General features: G+C 46.3%; 16 protein-coding genes. 14 read left to right on the top strand and 2 right to left on the bottom strand.

The features are described from left to right. Positions 1-121 precede the first annotated feature (121 nt). Both KKE17_13600 and KKE17_13595 read left to right on the top strand, forming a co-directional pair. A complete protein-coding gene (locus tag KKE17_13600) occupies positions 122-271 on the top strand; it encodes a hypothetical protein (GenBank protein ID MBU1711032.1) in 150 nt (49 codons plus the stop codon). A gap of 12 nt (positions 272-283) precedes the next feature. Continuing rightward, positions 284-1750, top strand: a complete 1467-nt coding sequence (locus KKE17_13595; GenBank protein MBU1711031.1) for a hypothetical protein — start codon at positions 284-286, stop codon at positions 1748-1750. A 92-nt stretch (positions 1751-1842) separates the two neighbouring features. On the opposite strand, the gene KKE17_13590 is transcribed toward KKE17_13595, so the two are convergent. After that, positions 1843-2772, bottom strand: coding sequence for a manganese-dependent inorganic pyrophosphatase (locus tag KKE17_13590; GenBank protein MBU1711030.1), 930 nt, complete (start codon positions 2770-2772; stop codon positions 1843-1845). A gap of 326 nt (positions 2773-3098) precedes the next feature. Between KKE17_13590 and KKE17_13585 the strand changes: the two genes are divergently transcribed. Beyond that, positions 3099-3545 carry a response regulator transcription factor gene (locus tag KKE17_13585; protein ID MBU1711029.1) on the top strand — a complete coding sequence of 149 codons (447 nt, stop codon included), beginning with the start codon at positions 3099-3101 and terminating at the stop codon, positions 3543-3545. A gap of 135 nt (positions 3546-3680) precedes the next feature. On the opposite strand, the gene KKE17_13580 is transcribed toward KKE17_13585, so the two are convergent. Next, positions 3681-4109, bottom strand: a complete 429-nt coding sequence (locus KKE17_13580) for an AP2 domain-containing protein (protein ID MBU1711028.1) — start codon at positions 4107-4109, stop codon at positions 3681-3683. 664 nt (positions 4110-4773) lie between these two features. Here KKE17_13580 and mazG point away from each other — a divergent pair. From mazG to KKE17_13525, 11 genes are all read left to right on the top strand, one after another. Continuing rightward, positions 4774-5580 (top strand): nucleoside triphosphate pyrophosphohydrolase, encoded by an 807-nt coding sequence (mazG, locus tag KKE17_13575; protein MBU1711027.1) that lies wholly within the window; start codon positions 4774-4776, stop codon positions 5578-5580. Between the two features lie 180 nt (positions 5581-5760). Then, positions 5761-6165, top strand: a complete 405-nt coding sequence (gene rpsF / locus KKE17_13570; protein MBU1711026.1) for a 30S ribosomal protein S6 — start codon at positions 5761-5763, stop codon at positions 6163-6165. Positions 6166-6302: 137 nt separating this feature from the next. Continuing rightward, on the top strand, positions 6303-6554 hold the full coding sequence (gene rpsR, locus KKE17_13565; GenBank protein ID MBU1711025.1) for a 30S ribosomal protein S18: 252 nt from the start codon (positions 6303-6305) through the stop codon (positions 6552-6554). A 42-nt stretch (positions 6555-6596) separates the two neighbouring features. Beyond that, a complete protein-coding gene (locus KKE17_13560; protein ID MBU1711024.1) occupies positions 6597-7559 on the top strand; it encodes a YybS family protein in 963 nt (320 codons plus the stop codon). A 114-nt stretch (positions 7560-7673) separates the two neighbouring features. Further along, positions 7674-8126, top strand: coding sequence for a 50S ribosomal protein L9 (gene rplI / locus KKE17_13555; GenBank protein ID MBU1711023.1), 453 nt, complete (start codon positions 7674-7676; stop codon positions 8124-8126). A 280-nt stretch (positions 8127-8406) separates the two neighbouring features. Then, the gene (dnaB, locus tag KKE17_13550; GenBank protein MBU1711022.1) at positions 8407-9759 is read left to right on the top strand and encodes a replicative DNA helicase; all 1353 of its coding nucleotides are present in this window, start codon (positions 8407-8409) and stop codon (positions 9757-9759) included. A 64-nt stretch (positions 9760-9823) separates the two neighbouring features. Continuing rightward, a complete protein-coding gene (gene leuS / locus KKE17_13545) occupies positions 9824-12304 on the top strand; it encodes a leucine--tRNA ligase (protein MBU1711021.1) in 2481 nt (826 codons plus the stop codon). Between the two features lie 4 nt (positions 12305-12308). Continuing rightward, entirely contained in the window at positions 12309-12857 is a 549-nt protein-coding gene (locus KKE17_13540; GenBank protein ID MBU1711020.1) for a hypothetical protein, read from the top strand. A 57-nt stretch (positions 12858-12914) separates the two neighbouring features. Continuing rightward, positions 12915-14906 carry a transketolase gene (tkt, locus tag KKE17_13535; protein ID MBU1711019.1) on the top strand — a complete coding sequence of 664 codons (1992 nt, stop codon included), beginning with the start codon at positions 12915-12917 and terminating at the stop codon, positions 14904-14906. Positions 14907-15031: 125 nt separating this feature from the next. Continuing rightward, positions 15032-15970 carry a tRNA dihydrouridine synthase DusB gene (dusB, locus tag KKE17_13530; protein MBU1711018.1) on the top strand — a complete coding sequence of 313 codons (939 nt, stop codon included), beginning with the start codon at positions 15032-15034 and terminating at the stop codon, positions 15968-15970. A 72-nt stretch (positions 15971-16042) separates the two neighbouring features. Then, positions 16043-18778: hypothetical protein (locus tag KKE17_13525; GenBank protein MBU1711017.1), on the top strand; the 2736-nt coding region annotated here is incomplete at its 3' end.

Below are 18778 nucleotides of genomic sequence, written 5' to 3'. Positions count from 1 at the left end.
TGAATAATTTTTTCAGACAGGGTAGACGTCGAATCTGTTTCTCCTTTCGGCTAACATGTCGGCGGCAAATAATTTTTAGAAAAAATTATCTCGATATCACTTCTTGCTTAAGGAGAATTTCATGCTGAGAACACAGCATTTCCTGCCATCTCTTGTTGTCAGTCTGCTTTTTGTTTTTTGTGCGATGGATGTTGCTCAGGCTGCAGCCCCTCAGGAATATATGATTTTCTATTCCAACAATGTCCAGGGAGAAACCGAACCCTGCGGCTGAAAAAGCCGTCAATTGGGCGGTCTGTCCAAAAAAGCCTACCAAATCAAAGAAATCATCAAGGAAAATACCGCTCCTTATCTGATCCTCGATGCAGGTGCTTTACTTTTTAAAAACGAGAGGCTCAATCCCGGCAAACAATCCCAGGATGAAATCACCGCAACAGGTATTGTCGCCGCATATAATGCAATGAATTATGATGCGGTTGGCATCAGCAGACATGACCTTGCTGCAGGGCTCGACTTTTTAATTAATATCCGCGACAGGTCCCAATTCCCCTGGCTCAGCGCAAACCTGGTTCGAATTTCCACGAATCAACCCATCTTCGAATCAAGCTCCATAAGAAAAATCGGCGACCTTAAGGTAGGAATTATCGGGATAACTGAAAACGTCACTCCGGGCACTTTTTCCAAAAAAGATGATGCCGCAATTCTGCCATGGACGCAGATACTTCCACAGCTCGCTGAAGATTTATCACAATCCTGTGATATGGTAATCCTGCTTTCAAGCCTCAGCGCTACTGAAAATCTGCAAATTACCAAAGAGCTGACCAATATCCACATGATCCTCCAGGCCCAGCCGACAAGCGCCAATCTGAATCCGGTTCAACATGCCAACACCCTTGTTTTTGAGACCGCCAACCGTGGAAAATATTTCGGTTTGCTTCGTTTTAACTGGAGCGCTTCAAAGGCTTGGGGCGTTGACAATACAGACTCTTTACTCACACTCCGGCAGAACCTTGATCGGTATGCATGGCAGGTCAAACGTTTTACTTCAAAAGGCGACCCGGAGGAAATTTTCAAGACAGATCCAAGGAGACTTTCCAGCTACCGAAACCTGGTCCAAAAGCATGATGCTCTTGCAGATGAAATAAACGCCATTGAAAAGGATATTGAATATCAAAAAAAGAAAGGATTACTCTTTTCCACCTTTGCCAATCGTTTTTTCCCACTGGATATTTCAATGCCAGACCATAAAGAGGTAAAAGAAATTGTCGAAGAGACAAAAAAGAAAGTCAACGAGGCCGGAAAAAACCTTGCCCAAAATGTGAGCCCGCAGAAGAATTCCGAGGATCAAGCATCATTTCAAAGTAATAATCTCTATACCGGCTGGAAAATCTGCGCAAAATGTCACGACCAGCAAACCTTGTTCTGGCAGAAAAGCAAGCACCGAAATGCTTACCAGACTTTAATTAATCAGCAGCAGCAATATAATCTCGATTGCCTCCCCTGCCATATAACTCCGGCATACTCCGGAGATGTTTCCAATGCACTCAAACTGCCGGAGGAATTTCTGCAGGTTGGCTGTGAGACCTGCCATGGTCCAGGGAATAGACATTCTGCAGACCCGTCAGGTTGGCCACTGCAATCAATCCCCGGTGAAATTGTCTGTAAGAGATGCCATACTCCTGATCGCGATGAGGCCTTTGTTTACTTAAATAAAATGAAGCTTCTTGGGTGTTCTCAGGCTGCAACCCAATAAAATTACCGGAATTATCAAAGACTAAAAACAAAACGGGCCGGGAAGATCAATTTTCCCGGCCCGTTTTGTTTAACTAGATGGCGCTGAACTATTTAGCAACCGAAAGCAGTCTGAAGCGGCGGTACAGCCTGTTTCTTGCGGCTCATCATGCCGGCGACCCACATTGACTGGCCGACGATTTTACCTTTAAAGGTTTTCTCGATAAGCGCTGCATCATCAGAGGCGACCATAAGATCGGTGCCTTCCTTGACAACATCAGTAAGCATGAAAAGAACCGAATGACGACCTTCTGCCTTGACCTCTTGAACCGCCTTGTAAAGGGCGGCGCGGATATCAGCAACCTGATCAAGTGAAGCAAGTTCGATCTGACCGATGCCGACTTTTTTGCCGTTCATATCAAAATCTTTATAATCTCGGAAAAGCAGATCTTTAATAGGCACACCAGCGACTGATGATTTTGCTTTGAGCATTTCCATGAAAAGCCCGTCAGTATCGGAAACCCCGGCAACGCCTTTCAGGGCTGCAACCGCAGCCTTGTCAGCAGGGGTACAGGTTGGCGATTTGAAATTGACCGTGTCGCTCAGGATTGCGGAAAGCATCGCACCAGCGATATTTTTGGGTAAATTGACCTTATTATTCTTGAACATTTCATAGAGTACGGTGCAGGTGCATCCAACAGGCTGACAGTACGCAAAAATAGGATTGTTGGTGGTGATATCACCAATTTTATGATGATCAACAATGCCGACAACAGTAGCATCCTTGATATTAGCCGGCGCCTGACCAATATCACTGAAATCAACAAGCGCAACTTTTTTACCGGCTGCGTCTGTCATTTCCTTGGGTGCAGCAAGGCCGAACTTTGCAAGAACAGTCTTGCTCTCGGGATTAAGTTTTGATTCATTAATTTGCATACAGGCAACAGCTTCCGTCCCCGTCTCATTAAGATAATGGGCATAAGCGATTGCAGCTGCAACAGAATCGGTATCGGGATTAGAATGACCTACAACGTTTACAGACATAATTTCATCCTCCTTAACAGTAAAAGTATTTACCAAACAAAAATAAAATAATAACCAAGAGTTACACTCTATACAAAAAGATAAAATTTATAACTTATCAAGACAATGTTTTTATCATATCATGTTAAATGAATAGGTATTCAGAAATTTTTTATTTTAGTTTTTCTTTATACGTCAGTCAAGAGGAAACGTGAAATAATTTTGCTTCCTTTCCTTTACAATTAAAACATATAATGTCTTTACATATATTATTGGCTTTTTTTGTACTAATTACCGCAGAAACATTTAATTTCTTCGTAATTTACCGTGATCTTGAGGACAGACGAATGAGCGATGAAAAAACTAAAGCACCAGAAAAAAATTCCCCTCCGCGCATGAAAGTACTTATTGCGGAAGATAATAAAGTTGTCCGTAAAGGACTGAACAATTTTCTTAAAAAATGGGGTTTTGATCCTATCGAAGCTGATAATGGCGACGACGCATGGAAAATAATCGCAGAAAATCACGATATCCTGCTCGCCATTATCGACTGGAACCTTCCGGGAATTACCGGCATGCAGATATGCCAACGACTGCGCACCAGAACTTCAGGCCCCTATGTCTACACAATTATGTTCAGTGCAAGAAAATCCAAAGAAGAACAGATACTCGCCCTGGACGGGGGAGCGGATGAATATCTCGTCAAGCCTTGCAAACCTTCAGAATTAAGAGCTCGACTCGGAGTCGGCAAACGTATTCTTGAACATGCTTTCGGACACAAACTTAGCTCGTAAAATATCCGGGTTAGTGGTGAAAAACAAGTTATGGGATGAATTTGTAAGCAAAGGGATGTAAAGTTAAAAAAAGAGGCTGCTTCATAAATGAAGCAGCCTCTTTGCAATTATAACAATGTAAAAAGGATAAACGTACTAGGCGGCAAGTCTTTCAGTTTCTTTCGTTTTTCTGATGCTGCAGGCCAATTCAAAAGCTTTCTTTTTTCCATGCTTTCTGATGGAAACTGAAGTTTTGCCCTGTTTACTGTGAGGGTTAACCCAGCTCACTTCATATCTGTTCAATTTTTCATTCAAGCGCACCCCGACAACACCGGTCTTTGTGTTGCTTACAGTTACGATGTGTTTGTCGGTACGTACTTTCCCTAACTTCTTTTCAGTTTCATCACGCCATGCCAAGGCAGAAAGTAGACTTGAATACCTTCCACCACACTTGCCATCTGAAAAAAACTTCGAATGAGTTTTACCATAATACCGAACCCTGACATACCAGCCATGAGTTCGTTTTGATTCCTGGTCAATTCTTGCGATGTCTTTATGCTTTTCCAAAAGAATTTTTTTATCCACGTTTATACTCCATATAAAAAGTTTAATACTACTTTTCCTTCCGGGATAGAGACGGAAAATACGAATACATTTTTTATTAATTAAGCTGAGTTCAAGATATCGAAAAAAACTATAAAATGAAATGGTTTGATTGAATTGACCTATTATAACAAAAAAACAATACTCATTTCAAATAAAAAATGAATACGTTTGCTGGGAAATACATTTTATTTAATGGATAATAAGCATTATATCGTTTTTAGCAAGATTGATTTAACAAGTACTATGCTTCTTTTTACCCGAAAAAGAAACAAATATCTTCCTGTCTTTCCGTACAAAAATAACTAGTTGACTTTCTAGTTTATGGAAATGAGAACAAAAAATTCATCAAAAAATTATTATTGATAAATATTATTCCCTGTCTTTAAGGAATGAGGCTCAATTATGATAATCTCGTAAAAAGTCAGATACTGAATTATGATGAATTCGAAAAGAGCGATTTCATCGAGTTATTGCGGTATAATATGTATATTTTGTTTGGTGGACCTTTTGCAACAATGACTTTTCACGAGTCCATCAATTATCGCCGCCAATACTCTTAATAAGGTAATAAACGTAGTTCTCCGACAGCCTCCTTGAAAAACGATAATCAGACCAATATTAAACAAAGACCAAAATCATAACAATGGAATCAACCAGCAACAAAATCAGCAAATTAAAAAAAATTATTGCCCGCCTGCGTGAGCCGGACGGCTGTCCCTGGGATATCAAGCAAACACCTCAGACATTCAAACATTATCTGATTGAGGAGGCTCATGAGCTTTATGACGCACTAGACCTTGGTAATCCCGATCACATCAGAGAAGAGCTGGGTGACCTTTTGTTTCAGATAATTTTCATCAATAACCTCTTTGAAGAAAATGGCCACTTCTCCTTTGACGACGTTATCGACGGCATCACCGAAAAAATGATCCGTCGCCATCCCCATGTATTTGAGAATTATATTCCGGAATCAGAAGAAGCCCTTCGAAGAAAATGGCAAAGCATCAAGGACATTGAAAACAAGGACAAAAACAACAGCATTATGGCCTCACTCCCAAAGTCCCTGCCAACCATGCTAAAAGCTCAAAAAATTTCCAGCAGAGCCGCCAGATGCGGTTTTGAATGGCAGGATATGGCCATGCCGCTGGAAAAATTGTCCGAAGAAATCACTGAACTCAAAGAAGCCCTGGTCACAGAAAACAAATCCCATATTGCCGAAGAGATCGGCGACATTCTGTTCACCACGATAAACATCGCCAGGCTTTGTAATGTCAATGCGGATGAGGCATTACAGAAGGTAATCAAAAAATTCGTATCAAGATTCTCAGAGATCGAAAAGTCTGTAACCGAGCAAGGGAAAAAGATATCAGACCATAGTCTTGAGGAATTATTGGTTCTCTGGAATCATGCCAAACAAAAAAACAGGCCAAATGACCAAAATAATCATTGAGCTGTGAGGCGTTCATATTATTGAAATTCCGAAATATATTATTTGACATAAATTCATATGTTATGGTATCAAGATCAACTTGTTTTAAATCGTAAGGTAGTTAACTCACCATACCTTCTTGCTCTCGTTTTAATTTGAAAACAAACGGGGGCCTATCTAATGACCAAAAGGAGGAAATTTATGCGCAGGTATGAAACCATTTTCATCATCAGGCCGAATGTCAGTGAAGAAGGCATTGATGCACTCATCGAAAAATTCAGCGGAATTATCCAGAAGTTTGATGGCGAAGCAGTCAATGTAGATAAGTGGGGCATGAAAAAGCTTGCCTATCATATCAAGAAAGAAAGGCAAGGATATTATCTCTACATTGAATATGCCAGTAACCCCGATGCGGTTAACGAAATCGAGCGTATTTCTCGAATCGATGATCAAGTGTTGAAATACATTACCGTGAAAACACAGGACGTGTATGAACCTGGCCCAATCAAAGGCCGGGAGAAACCCGCTTCCGCTATCGATATCACCGGAGACGGCTCAAGAACGCACGACCGTGATGCGGATGATTCATCCGACTCAGACGAATAGGGGTTAATCCGTATCATTCCTTGCAGATTAGGCCGTTAATATAAATGGCACAAACCAGACTTCGATTTTTCCTGCATGTGAATATTCTGATTTTCCGTATGTGATAATCTTCTCAAATAAATCAGTGGAGTGAACAAATGAAAGAATCCGCTTTTAAAAAAAGAAAGACCTTTACACGAAGGAAATTCTGTAGATTTTGCGTAGATACTGCACTTTACATCGATTACAAGGATGTAAGAACATTAAGAAATTTCGTGACCGAGAGGGGGAAAATTATTCCTCAAAGAATCTTTGGCACCTGCGCAAAACATCAAAGGCAACTCACGGAAGCAATAAAAAGGGCACGCCAGATCGCTCTTCTGCCGTATTCCGGTTACCCGCAGTTTTAGCGTAAAAACAAGTCTGCCAGTACAATAATAATGGTAGACTGTGTGGATAGAGGAAGACAGATCAGAATCCAGAACATTGCCGGAATTGTAGTTACAACACTGATAATTGCAGCGCCGGCATTAAGCGGTCAATTTACATGGCTGCACAGCCTGGCACCCCTGCCGGTATTTTATTACCTGACCGTACTAGGGAAACAACAAGGCGGCCCGATTATAATCACCTCGATGATTATAGCCGGAGCAATTTCCTTGTTGTTTGGATCGTTGCAAATTCTTCTGTTCACATTTACTTTTTTGCCTGTTGGATACATAATGTACAAGGCTTTAGCCCAGAATGAAAAGCCTGTAATTGCCGGCATGAAAGCCCTGCTGGTGCTTTTGATTTTCTGGGTGCTTTTCGGTTTAGTACTGGCAATAGTTTTGCAGAAGAATATTTATCAGGAATTTATACTGGCCCTTGATCAAAACATTGAGGCATCCTATAAATTATATGCTGAATCAGCAGAAATTCCTGAGACTACCAGAGAAGAAATTAAATTTGCTTTTGAGCAGTTAAAAATTATTCTTCCAAAGATATTTCCCGGACTGCTACTTATATCCATCTGCAGCACGGTTTGGCTGAATTTGCTGCTCGGAAATCTATTGATTAATAAAAAAAACCCGCAGCTCTCTTCCTGGGGAAACTACAGGGAATGGAGCCTGCCGGATTCTCTGGTTTGGGTGGCGATATTTACCGCCGCTGGATTGCTTCTGCCCTTTGCCAGTTTAAATATAATTGCAATGAATACAGCGCTTCTTCTCAGTGCGCTCTATTTTTTCCAAGGGTTGGCTGTTCTGGCGAATTATCTATCCAAATGGTCAATCCCCCTGGGGTTTAAAATACTTATATACCTGTTAATTCTAATACAGATATATGGAATAATATTGCTGGCGATTATCGGGATTATTGATGTCTGGTCTGATTTCAGAAAAATCAGAATGAACAACACAAAGAACATCTCATAACCTTAAAAAATAATTACTGAATCACAGCGGTTAATCATATTAATGATTTTTTTCAGACTGCTGGTAACCGATATTGTTTTTAAAGGAATCATGAAGTTTTAGCGGAGGAAAAAAATGGAAGTAATACTCAAAGAAACAATTGATACTCTTGGACAGGAAGGCGACTTAGTCAAAGTAAAGCCTGGATTCGGACGCAACTACCTGATTCCACAGAAAAAAGCTGTTCTTGCCAGTAAAGCGAATATCGCCCGGCTTGAACAGGAAAAAACTACGATTGAATCGCGCAGAAAAAGCGACAGGGAACAAGCGGAAGCGCTTGCGAAAAAGATTTCCAGACTCAATATTGTCATTGAGCAGAGAGTTGGAGATGAAAACAAACTTTTCGGCTCCGTAACTTCAGCTGATATCGCTGAAAAACTTGCCGAACTTGACGTGATAATCGACAAGAGGAAAATCCTCCTCGATGAACCGATCAAAACCATTGGCGAAACAATTGTGACGATTAAAGTCGGGTATCAAGTAAACGCCGAGGTTAAAGTTGAAATAGTTCCCCTTGCCGCTGACTAATATTCAACCCCAATGAGTAACTCACTAATAAAGATGTGTTTTGCCACGTATCTTTATTAGTGATTCATTTTTTTGACGGAACAAGCCTGAGTCTCCGTGGACGTCGTCTCATGAAGAGTGACGGGAACGGGTTATAAAGGCAACAGTATGACTGGATCCGATCATACGGCGAAGGAGATTCTTTGACCAGCCGGCATAACCGTCAGGAATAATTGAGCGGGGATCAGCCGTACTTATTTCACCGCGGAAATTGTCTTTTTATACTAATCAGGATATCCGCATGGATGATACCAAGACAATACATCGCCTTCCGCCCCAGAACCTTGAGGCTGAACAATGCGTCCTCGGCTCAATTCTCCTGCAACAAGGCACTTTGGCAAGAGCCTTGGAAATCATTATCGCAGATGATTTCTACCGAGAGGCCCATAAACTTGTCTTTCAATCCATGGTGGCTCTTTTTGATAAAAACGAGCCTCAGGACCTTATCACCGTTACAAACCATCTCAACGATGCCAAAAAGCTTGATGCCATCGGCGGTCCGGCCTATCTCGCAGCATTGACCGATATAGTTCCGGTCGCGGCAAATATTATATATTATGCCAAAATCGTCCGTGAAAAATCGGTCTTACGACGCCTGATCAGGACAACAACGGATATTGCCAGCCGCTGCTATGAAGAACAGGACGAGATTGACAACCTGTTGGATGAAGTCGAACAGAACATCTTTGAAATTTCAAACTCCAAAAGTACCCAATCCTATTATCCCATCAACGAAGTTGTCACCGAAGCGTTCAAATCCATTGAAAAGCTCTTTGAACGAAAAGAGCTGGTCACCGGTGTGCCCACAGGGTTTGCGGATCTGGATAAGATCACTGCCGGCCTGCAGCCTTCCGATCTGATTATTCTTGCCGGAAGACCCAGTATGGGGAAAACCGCCCTGGCAATGAATATTGCACAGAACACAGCGATTCTCCATAAAACCCCGGTGGGCGTTTTCAGCCTTGAAATGTCCAAGGAACAACTTGGCATGCGAATGCTCTGCTCGGTGAGTCGGGTGGATTCCCATCGCCTGCGAACCGGATTTCTCAAAGATCAGGATTGGCCGAAACTGACTCGCGCCGCCGGTATCCTTTCAGAAGCGCCGATATTCATTGACGATACCCCGGCAATCTCGGTCCTTGAATTGCGGGCCAAAGCCAGACGAATGAAAATGGAACATAACCTGGGGCTGGTGGTCATCGATTATCTGCAGCTCATGCGTGGGCGCGCCGGCCAGGAAAGAAGAGAACAGGAGATCAGTGAAATTTCACGATCGCTGAAGGCCATGGCAAAAGAGCTTCATGTGCCGGTCATTGCATTATCTCAGCTCAACCGGAGCCTTGAAAACCGGCCGAACAAACGCCCACAGCTTTCAGATCTTCGGGAATCCGGCGCCATTGAACAGGACGCAGACGTCATCGGCTTTATTTATCGCGACGAAGTCTATAATAAGGCGGAAGACAACCCGCGGCGCGGCATCGCTGAAATTATCATCGGCAAACAACGAAATGGCCCAACAGGTACCATTGATCTTACTTTTCTCGATCAATTCACCACGTTTGAAAGTCTTGCGCACTTTGACGGCTCAAATTGAATTTGACTGAGTAATTATCGTAAACAATAATCTCGTCCAAGAGTTTTTAAGGAACAGCATTCAAATGACACAACTACCCGCCAAATACGATTTCAATGCCATTGAAAGCAAGTGGCAGGAAAAATGGCGCCAACAAAAAACCTTCAGGGCAGTTCCAGATCCTTCCCGAAAAAAATACTACCTGCTTGAAATGTTCCCCTATCCTTCCGGCAGGATCCATATGGGGCACGTCCGCAATTACACCATCGGTGATGTGGTGGCACGCTTCAAGCGCATGAAAGGGTTCAATGTGCTTCATCCCATGGGATGGGACGCCTTCGGGCTGCCTGCTGAAAATGCGGCGATCAAGCATAATACCCATCCGGCAAAATGGACGTATGAAAACATCGATTACATGCGGAACCAGTTGCAACGCATGGGTTTCAGTTATGACTGGGATCGTGAGCTCGCCACATGTGATCCGGATTATTACCGCTGGGAACAGCTCTTTTTTATCAAATTGTTTGAAAAGGGCCTTATCTACCAGAAAAAAACCTCCGTCAACTGGTGTGAGACATGCCAGACAGTACTTGCAAACGAGCAGGTTATTGACGGCGCCTGCTGGAGATGCGACCAGCACGTTCTTCCCAGGGAGATGAATGGCTGGTTTTTCAAAATCACCGATTATGCTGATGAATTGCTCGCCAACTGCGACAACCTGAAAGGATGGCCCGAAAAGGTCCTCACCATGCAGCGCAACTGGATCGGTAAAAGCATTGGCGCGGAAATTGATTTTCCCATACAGGGCCAAACCGACACTCTCAAAATATTTACAACCAGACCCGATACCATTTTCGGCGTAACCTTCATGTCCATCGCCCCGGAGCATCCTCTGGTTGCAAAACTCACCAGAGGCACCCCGCAGGAAACGCCGGTAGCTGATTTTGTAAAACGCACAATCGCCCTTAAGCAACGCCAGAAACCAGATGATGAAGTTGAAAAAGAAGGCGTATTTACCGGCAGTTACTGTGTGAATCCGTACACCGGTGACAAAATACCCATCTATGTTGCAAATTTTGTTTTGATGGAATACGGCACCGGCGCGGTAATGGCGGTGCCGGCCCATGACCAGAGAGATTTTGAGTTTGCGAAAAAATATGACATCCCGATCAAGGTAGTCATTCAGCCTGCGGATAAACCGCTTGACCCGGCTGATATGGAATGCGCCTATGAAGATCCGGGTATTCTGGCAGGTTCAAACGAATTCGACAACATGCCTTCCTTAGAAGCAAAGGAGGCAATCACTCAAAAAGCTGAAAAAGAAGGTTTTGGAAAAAAACAGACCACCTTCCGGCTCCGGGATTGGGGTATTTCCAGGCAACGGTATTGGGGATCGCCGATCCCGATGATCTTCTGCAAAAAATGCAGCTGGCAGCCTGTTCCTGAAAACGAATTGCCCGTCACCCTGCCCACGGATATCACCTTTGATTCATCCGGGAAATCGCCGCTGCACACCCTCGAGGAATTCTATACCACCAAATGCCCTTCCTGCAATGGTGAAGCCCGAAGAGAAACAGATACCATGGATACCTTTGTGGAATCTTCCTGGTATTTTGCCAGGTATACCTGCCCGGATTTCACTGCCGGCCCCCTGAAAAAAGATGCGGTTGATTACTGGCTGCCGGTGGACCAGTACATCGGCGGCGTTGAACATGCGATTCTGCACCTATTGTACGCCCGCTTTTTCACAAAAATCATGAGGGACCTCGGATACCTTACCATCGACGAGCCGTTTGAAAATCTTCTGACCCAGGGCATGGTCATCAAGGACGGCACGAAAATGTCAAAATCCAAGGGAAATGTTGTTGATCCCAATGAGTTGATTGAACAATACGGCGCTGATACGGTTCGGCTGTTCAGTCTGTTTGCCGCTCCCCCTGAGCGCGACCTTGAATGGAGCGAAAAAGGTGTTGAAGGCGCCTTCCGATTCCTGAATCGGGTTTTCCGTTACATGGCTGATAACGGGCCTTTTAAGCAAAACGACTCAACTCAGGAGCTGAATGAATCAAGCCGGGCCCTGCATCGAAAAACCCACCAGACCATCCAGAAAGTAACAAATGATATTGACGGCAAACTGCATTTCAATACGGCGATAAGCGCAGTCATGGAGCTGGTTAACACCCTCATATCCCTTACCTCGGAAGAAACCGGCAATACTGTTGATCCGAAAGTAATCCGCGTTGCAGTGGAAACGATTATTCTGCTGCTGACCCCCATGGTGCCGCATTTCTGCGAAGAACTATGGGAATCTCTGGGCAATGAACGACCATTAAGTGAAACCCCCTGGCCGGATTTTGATCCGGAAGCTGCAAAAGATGAAGAATTGACTATTGTTCTGCAGGTCAACGGCAAAGTGCGCAGCCGAATCACGGTCCCCCCGGCCATTGATGATGCAAGCCTTAAAGAAATGGCACTTGCCGATGAAAAGATACAGAAATTTATCGATGGCAAGCCCATCCGTAAAATAATTGTCGTGCCCAAAAAGCTTGTTAATGTTGTGGCATAAACAAATGAATCTTTTTCAATGGATCCCGCAACTGCTTCTGGTTTCTGTTCTGGCAATAAGTAGCTGTGGCTACCATGATCCCTATTCAACACCGTTGGAAGTAAAAGGTGACAAGGCAAAACTCCATATTGGCATCTGGACTAACCAGACAAATGAACTGGGAGTTGATTCGCTGATGCATACGGCGCTGGCAAACTGGCTGACCCAATCAAAACAAATACTGTTGGTGGATGAGCCGGACCAGGCGGATATAAAACTGACCGGAACGGTTCAATCGGTAAAATATCCAGGTACATCCTACAATGCCTATGATCAGGCCGTTGGCCTCAAGGCACAGATAACCGTCAGCTACAGCCTGACCCAAACCAATACAAAACAAGAAGTGATAAAGATAAAAAGTGTTACCAAGGAAACAACCTTTTCAGTCGGGAGTGATCCGGCTTTCACCCAGAGCAACAAAAAAAAGGCTTTGGCGAAAATCGCCGAGGATTTGAGTGAAGATATCTATATGCAGATTTTTTACGCGCTCACCCGTAAAACATATATCGATTGATTTTAAAAAACTTAGAAATTCTACAATCAATAAACCATTTTTAACTGGAGGAAATAAATGCCGTCAAAAAGAGAACTCGCCAACGCAATACGCGCATTAAGCATGGACGCGGTACAGAAGGCCAAATCAGGGCATCCCGGCATGCCTTTAGGGATGGCGGACATTGCGGAAGTGCTGTGGAATGATTTCATGAATCATAATCCCAATAATCCCGGGTGGGCCAACCGGGATCGATTTGTCCTCTCAAACGGCCACGGTTCCATGCTCATCTACTCCCTCCTCCATCTCAGTGGCTATGATCTGCCAATTGAGGAACTAAAAAACTTCAGACAGCTGCATTCAAAAACACCGGGGCACCCGGAATATGGTTATGCGCCGGGCGTTGAGACCACAACCGGTCCTCTGGGCCAGGGCATTGCCAATGCTGTTGGCATGGCAATAGCCGAAAGGACCCTTGCCGGGCAGTTCAACAGACCGGGACATACGATCATTGACCATCATACTTATGTTTTTCTCGGTGACGGCTGCATGATGGAAGGCATTTCCCATGAAGTCTGCTCGCTGGCCGGCACTCTGGGACTTGGAAAACTCATAGCTTTCTACGATGATAACGGTATTTCAATCGACGGCGAAGTTGAAGGCTGGTTTACCGACAATACTCCGGAACGCTTCAAGGCCTATGGCTGGCATGTCATTGAAAATGTCGACGGCCACGATGCCGATGCCATAACCAAAGCCACCCGGAAAGCCCGCAAGGTAGTCGACAAACCCACCCTGATCTGCTGCAAAACCATCATCGGCTGGGGTTCGCCCAATAAACAGGGCAAAGAGGACTGCCACGGCGCGCCGCTGGGTGATGCTGAAATCGCTCTGGTCCGCGATACCATCGGCTGGCACCATGCCCCCTTTGAAATCCCGGCAGATATATATGCCGGCTGGGATGCCAAGAAAAAGGGCACAGACCTTGAATCTGCATGGAACGACACATTAGCAGCCTACAAAAAAGATCACCCTGAACTTGCTGCCGAACTTGAACGCCGGTTAAATGGCGACCTTCCTGCAGATTGGGACGCCAAGGCCGCTGCATATATAACTTCCGTCAATGCCAAAGCTGAAAAAATCGCCAGCCGCAAGGCCTCACAAAACTGCCTGAACGGTTATGGGCCGCTCCTGCCCGAACTCATCGGCGGTTCTGCGGATCTTGCAGGTTCAAATCTCACCATCTGGTCCGGCAGCAAACCGATTAATCAAGACCCCAGCGGCAACTACATATATTTTGGCGTCAGGGAATTCGGCATGGCGGCAATATGCAACGGTATCAAGCTTTACGGCGGATTCATGCCCTATTGTTCGACATTCCTGATGTTCTCCGAATATGCCAGAAATGCCCTGCGCATGGCAGCCCTGATGAAGATCCAGAATATTTTCGTCTTCACCCACGATTCCATCGGTTTAGGCGAAGACGGGCCCACCCATCAGGCAGTTGAACAGACCGCAACCATTCGGATGATTCCAAACATGAGTGTCTGGCGCCCATGCGACGCGGTTGAATCAGCTGTTTCCTGGAAAATGGCCCTTGAGAAAAAGGACGGCCCAACAAGCCTTATGTTTTCCAGACAGGGTTTACCCCATCAGCAGCGCACCACCGAACAGATTGCCAATATCGCCAGAGGCGGATACATCCTCAAAGACTGTGACGGCACTCCGGATGCGATTATCATCGCCACCGGTTCAGAGGTCAGCCTTGCAATGGACGCCGCAACCGTTCTGCAAGCGCAAGGCACCAGGACCCGGGTTGTCTCAATGCCGAACACCAATGTTTTCGACCTTCAGGATGCAAAGTATCGTCAGTCAGTCCTGCCGGCCGGCGTAAAATCCAGGGTGGCGGTTGAGGCAGGGGTCAGCGACTTCTGGCGTAAATATGTCGGTCTGGATGGTGACGTTGTGGGCATTGATGTCTTTGGCGAGTCGGCGCCGGCCGATGAATTGTTCAAATACTTCGGTTTCACCGTTGAAAATATCGTCAGTAAAGTACAATCTGTTTTATAATTTTTAGCCACGGATCCGGAGGGAAATACACTGAACTCTACTATTCGGTGCATTTCCCTTCGGGTCCGTGGCTTTTTTTTTGTATTTCCATATAACTTTTTCCCTGGCTACCCACCCCGAATCCAATGCAGATCGGCCCTCTATCCATCGAAAACCCTTTTATTCTCGCTCCCCTGGCAGGATATTCGGACCTGCCCTTCCGAATACTGTGCCGGGAATATGGCGCAGGTCTCTGTTATTCTGAGATGATCAGCTGTCATGGTCTCAGCTATCATCAGCAGAACACCCTGGCAATGATTGTTACCGCAGAGGAAGAACGCCCCGTTGCCATGCAGCTCTTTGGCAGCGAACCGGAAATTATGGGCGAGGCGGCAGCCATTCTGTCCGCACAGCCCATCGACATGATTGATATCAACATGGGATGCCCGGTAAGAAAAGTCATCAAGAAAGGAGCCGGCGCGGCCCTGATGAAAGAACCGGCGCTGGCAGCTTCAATAATCGAAAATGTCTGCCGGAACTCAAAGCAACCGGTTTCCGTAAAATTCCGTACCGGCTGGAATCATCAGAATAAAAACGCCGTGGAATTCGCCAAAATGGCCGAAGGATCAGGCGCCCAGGCAATTACCATTCATGCGCGAACCTGGTCCGATGGTTTTGGCGGCACCGTGGAATGGGACTTGATCCGTCAGGTTAAACAGGCGGTGAAAATTCCGGTGATCGGCAACGGCGACATACATTGCTACCAGGACGGCCTGGAGATGATGGAGCAAACCGGCTGTGATGCGGTGATGATCGGTCGCGCAGCACTGGGGGCGCCATGGATATTCAGTCCGGAAACAACTCTGCCGGTGTCCGCCGGAACAAGGATTACCGCATTACAGCGCCACCTGGAACTTGTTGCCCGCTACCAGCCGGTTGACCGGATGCTGGGCATGATAAAAAATCATGCCGGCCGTTATTTCAAGGGAATGAACGGCGGCGCGGCGATCCGCAAAAACATATATGACGTAAAGTCCTTTGCTGAACTTGTCCAACTGATCACAAGACTTCTTGAAAGCTCATAGCACTCTGGTGTAGAGTTTATTATAATTCTTGAGGATTTGACATCAGTCTATGAAATTTACCCAATAGCCGACATGACCAATACAATCCGCCAAAACATTTCTCTGTATTTCCTCGTCATTCTATTTGTTTTTTTCCTGGTCAAAATATTCCCGTCAACCGCCAATGCCGCCTGCTCTTCCTACAAAGGCCGCGCCACCATCAATGAAATTCACCGAAGTGGAAACAGCACAAGACATGTCGAGGTCAAACTCCTTGACGCAAGCATTCTCGCTGCGACCTATGACTACTGGACGGTGAATATCTGCAGCAATGCACAGGGATGCACCGGAAATATCTCCCTTTCGGCTGCCAATGATTCCACCTACCCTTGGGTAGTCATCGAAAAAGCTCTTATTACCGACCAGGATTATATTGATCTTACTGCCGGTGGCGGCATGGATATTATCCTCAAAGATGGCTCCGGTAACACGATCGATTATATCAGTATAGAAAATTTTACAGATCAACAGGATACAAGCTGTACACCCGCCTATGACTGGGAAGGTGATGGCTCAAATACCAAGACCACGGCCCGTGAACCGGACGGTTCAGGCGACTGGGCAATTCCCGGCCCCGGCAACTCCGTGCCGCCGACAACCGGCACTACCAACGATACACTACCGGATGGCTCCAGCCCGCCTCGCTTGGATATCTCAAATGTTACTGTGACTGCTGGCGGATTAGCGACATTCACTCTTACCTTGCTTGACCCAGTACAAAGTGATCCGACGGATGATTACACGGTTACTTTAGATTATTTAACCATTGATGATACCGCTTTGGCCGGCACCCATTATACTGCTGCAAGCGGCACCATTACCTTTCCGGAAGGATCAGCTGCAGGTTCCAGTAGTGAACAGACCATTGATGTATCCACAGTATCAAGTTGTGCAGCAGGTGCTGATCTCGATTTCTGGCTTTATCTCTATAACCAGGTCAACGTTTCCCTGCAGAACCAGTTTGCCATCGGAACAATTGAGTATTCCGGAGGCGGATCTGCCGACCATTTTGATATTGACCATGACGGCGCAGGAATCAATTGTCTTGCCGAAGGCCCGATCACCGTTACCGCTGAAGATGTGGGAAACGCAACCGTCACCTGCTTTGCCGGAACCATAACCCTTAACACCGGCACAGGAAAAGGGACCTGGACCCTTGCAAGCGGCAACGGCACATTCACCGATGCAACGGCCAATGACGGCATTGCGACTTACGCATACGTTAGCAGCGACCTGGGCACAGCATCCTTCAATCTGCTGTATGAGGAAGGAACCTCCCCGATAAATATCTCAATAACCGATGGAACCACAACGGACGATGATTCTGAAGGTACGATCACCTTTTCTCCCAGCGGATTTACGGTCACCGCATCAGCCCTCAACCCTCTCAGCATTCCAAACCCGATAAACGATCCTATCACCTCTCAAACCGCAGGCACTGACTTTACAATGCATATCGCAGCCTATGGCCAGACCGCAACCGATCCTATCTGCGGTATAATCGAAGCCTATGACGGGGTGAAAGCCATCAAGTTCTGGTCAACGTATCATGAACCGGACCTAATCCTGACCCCTGCCTGCTGTACTAATCAAGTGGCAGTCAACACCATAGCTATTGCAACCACCGAAGCTGCCTCGGCCACCCAGAATGTCACCTTTGCCGCCGGGCAGGCCTCGGTTACCGTCAAATACAAAGATGTCGGCAATATCCAGATTGAGATGAAAGACGACACGGTGACCGAACCGGCGCCGCCAACCGGGATCGCCGGTGCCTCGTCGCAGTTTGTCGTCAAACCGGCAAACTTTACCCTTGCCAACATCATCCGCACCAGTGACGCCTTTGCCAATCCGGTTGCTGTGGATGAAAACGGTACGGTGTTTATTAATGCAGGAAATGACTTCACCGCCACAGTCAGGGCCTTGGATGCCGAGGGCGACCCCACACCGAATTACGGTTTGGAGGATGTCCCGGAAACAGCCCTGCTCACCCCGGCTCTCGTTGCGGCAGGCGGCGCAAATAATCCGGCCATACAGTTTACCACGGGTTTTGATTTCAGCAATGCCGTGGACTGTACGACTTTTGCGGTTTCCGCCACGCCAACCGGCTGCACCACAGGAACCGATTTTTCCTGGGCAGAGGTGGGGATCATCACCCTCACCCCCAGCATCAGTGGCGGAGATTATCTTGGTGCCGGCGATGTCACCGGCACAGTCACGGGCAATGTCGGCCGCTTCATCCCGGACCATTTCACCACGTCCTTTTCCAACGGAACATTCGCCAACAGTACCGGGGCCATGACCTATACTGGCCAACCATTTACTTATACAGCTGGGTTGGAACCCACCATTACCATCACTGCGGCAGATGCGTCAAACAACCCTGTAGGCAATTATTTAAGCCTGTTCCGGAAACTTGCAACCACGGACATTTCACTCACCTACCCCACCGCTGATTCCACCACCAACGGTGTGGATCTCCTAACCCCCATGGCAGTTACCACGACACAGACCGGCGAAGCCCTTTCAAACGCCGCTCCGATGATTTACACCTTCGGCGCCGACACCTTTGAATATACCCGAACACTGCCCAGCGACACTGACAATGCGCTTATTGCACCCTTCCCTTGCGACCTGTTGATTCAGCTCACGGCTATTGCCGACAGCGACGGGGTGACCGCGAACGACCTGGGCACCCCCAAGGATATCACCCCATCCTGCGGAGCAATCGATATCCGCTACGGCCGGGCCACGGCGATGAACGGTTTCGGT

Source organism: Pseudomonadota bacterium (assembly GCA_018823135.1).
In the GTDB taxonomy this organism is placed as follows: Bacteria; Desulfobacterota; Desulfobulbia; order Desulfobulbales; family CALZHT01; genus JAHJJF01.
This window is presented reverse-complemented; position numbering and strand designations above follow the sequence as displayed.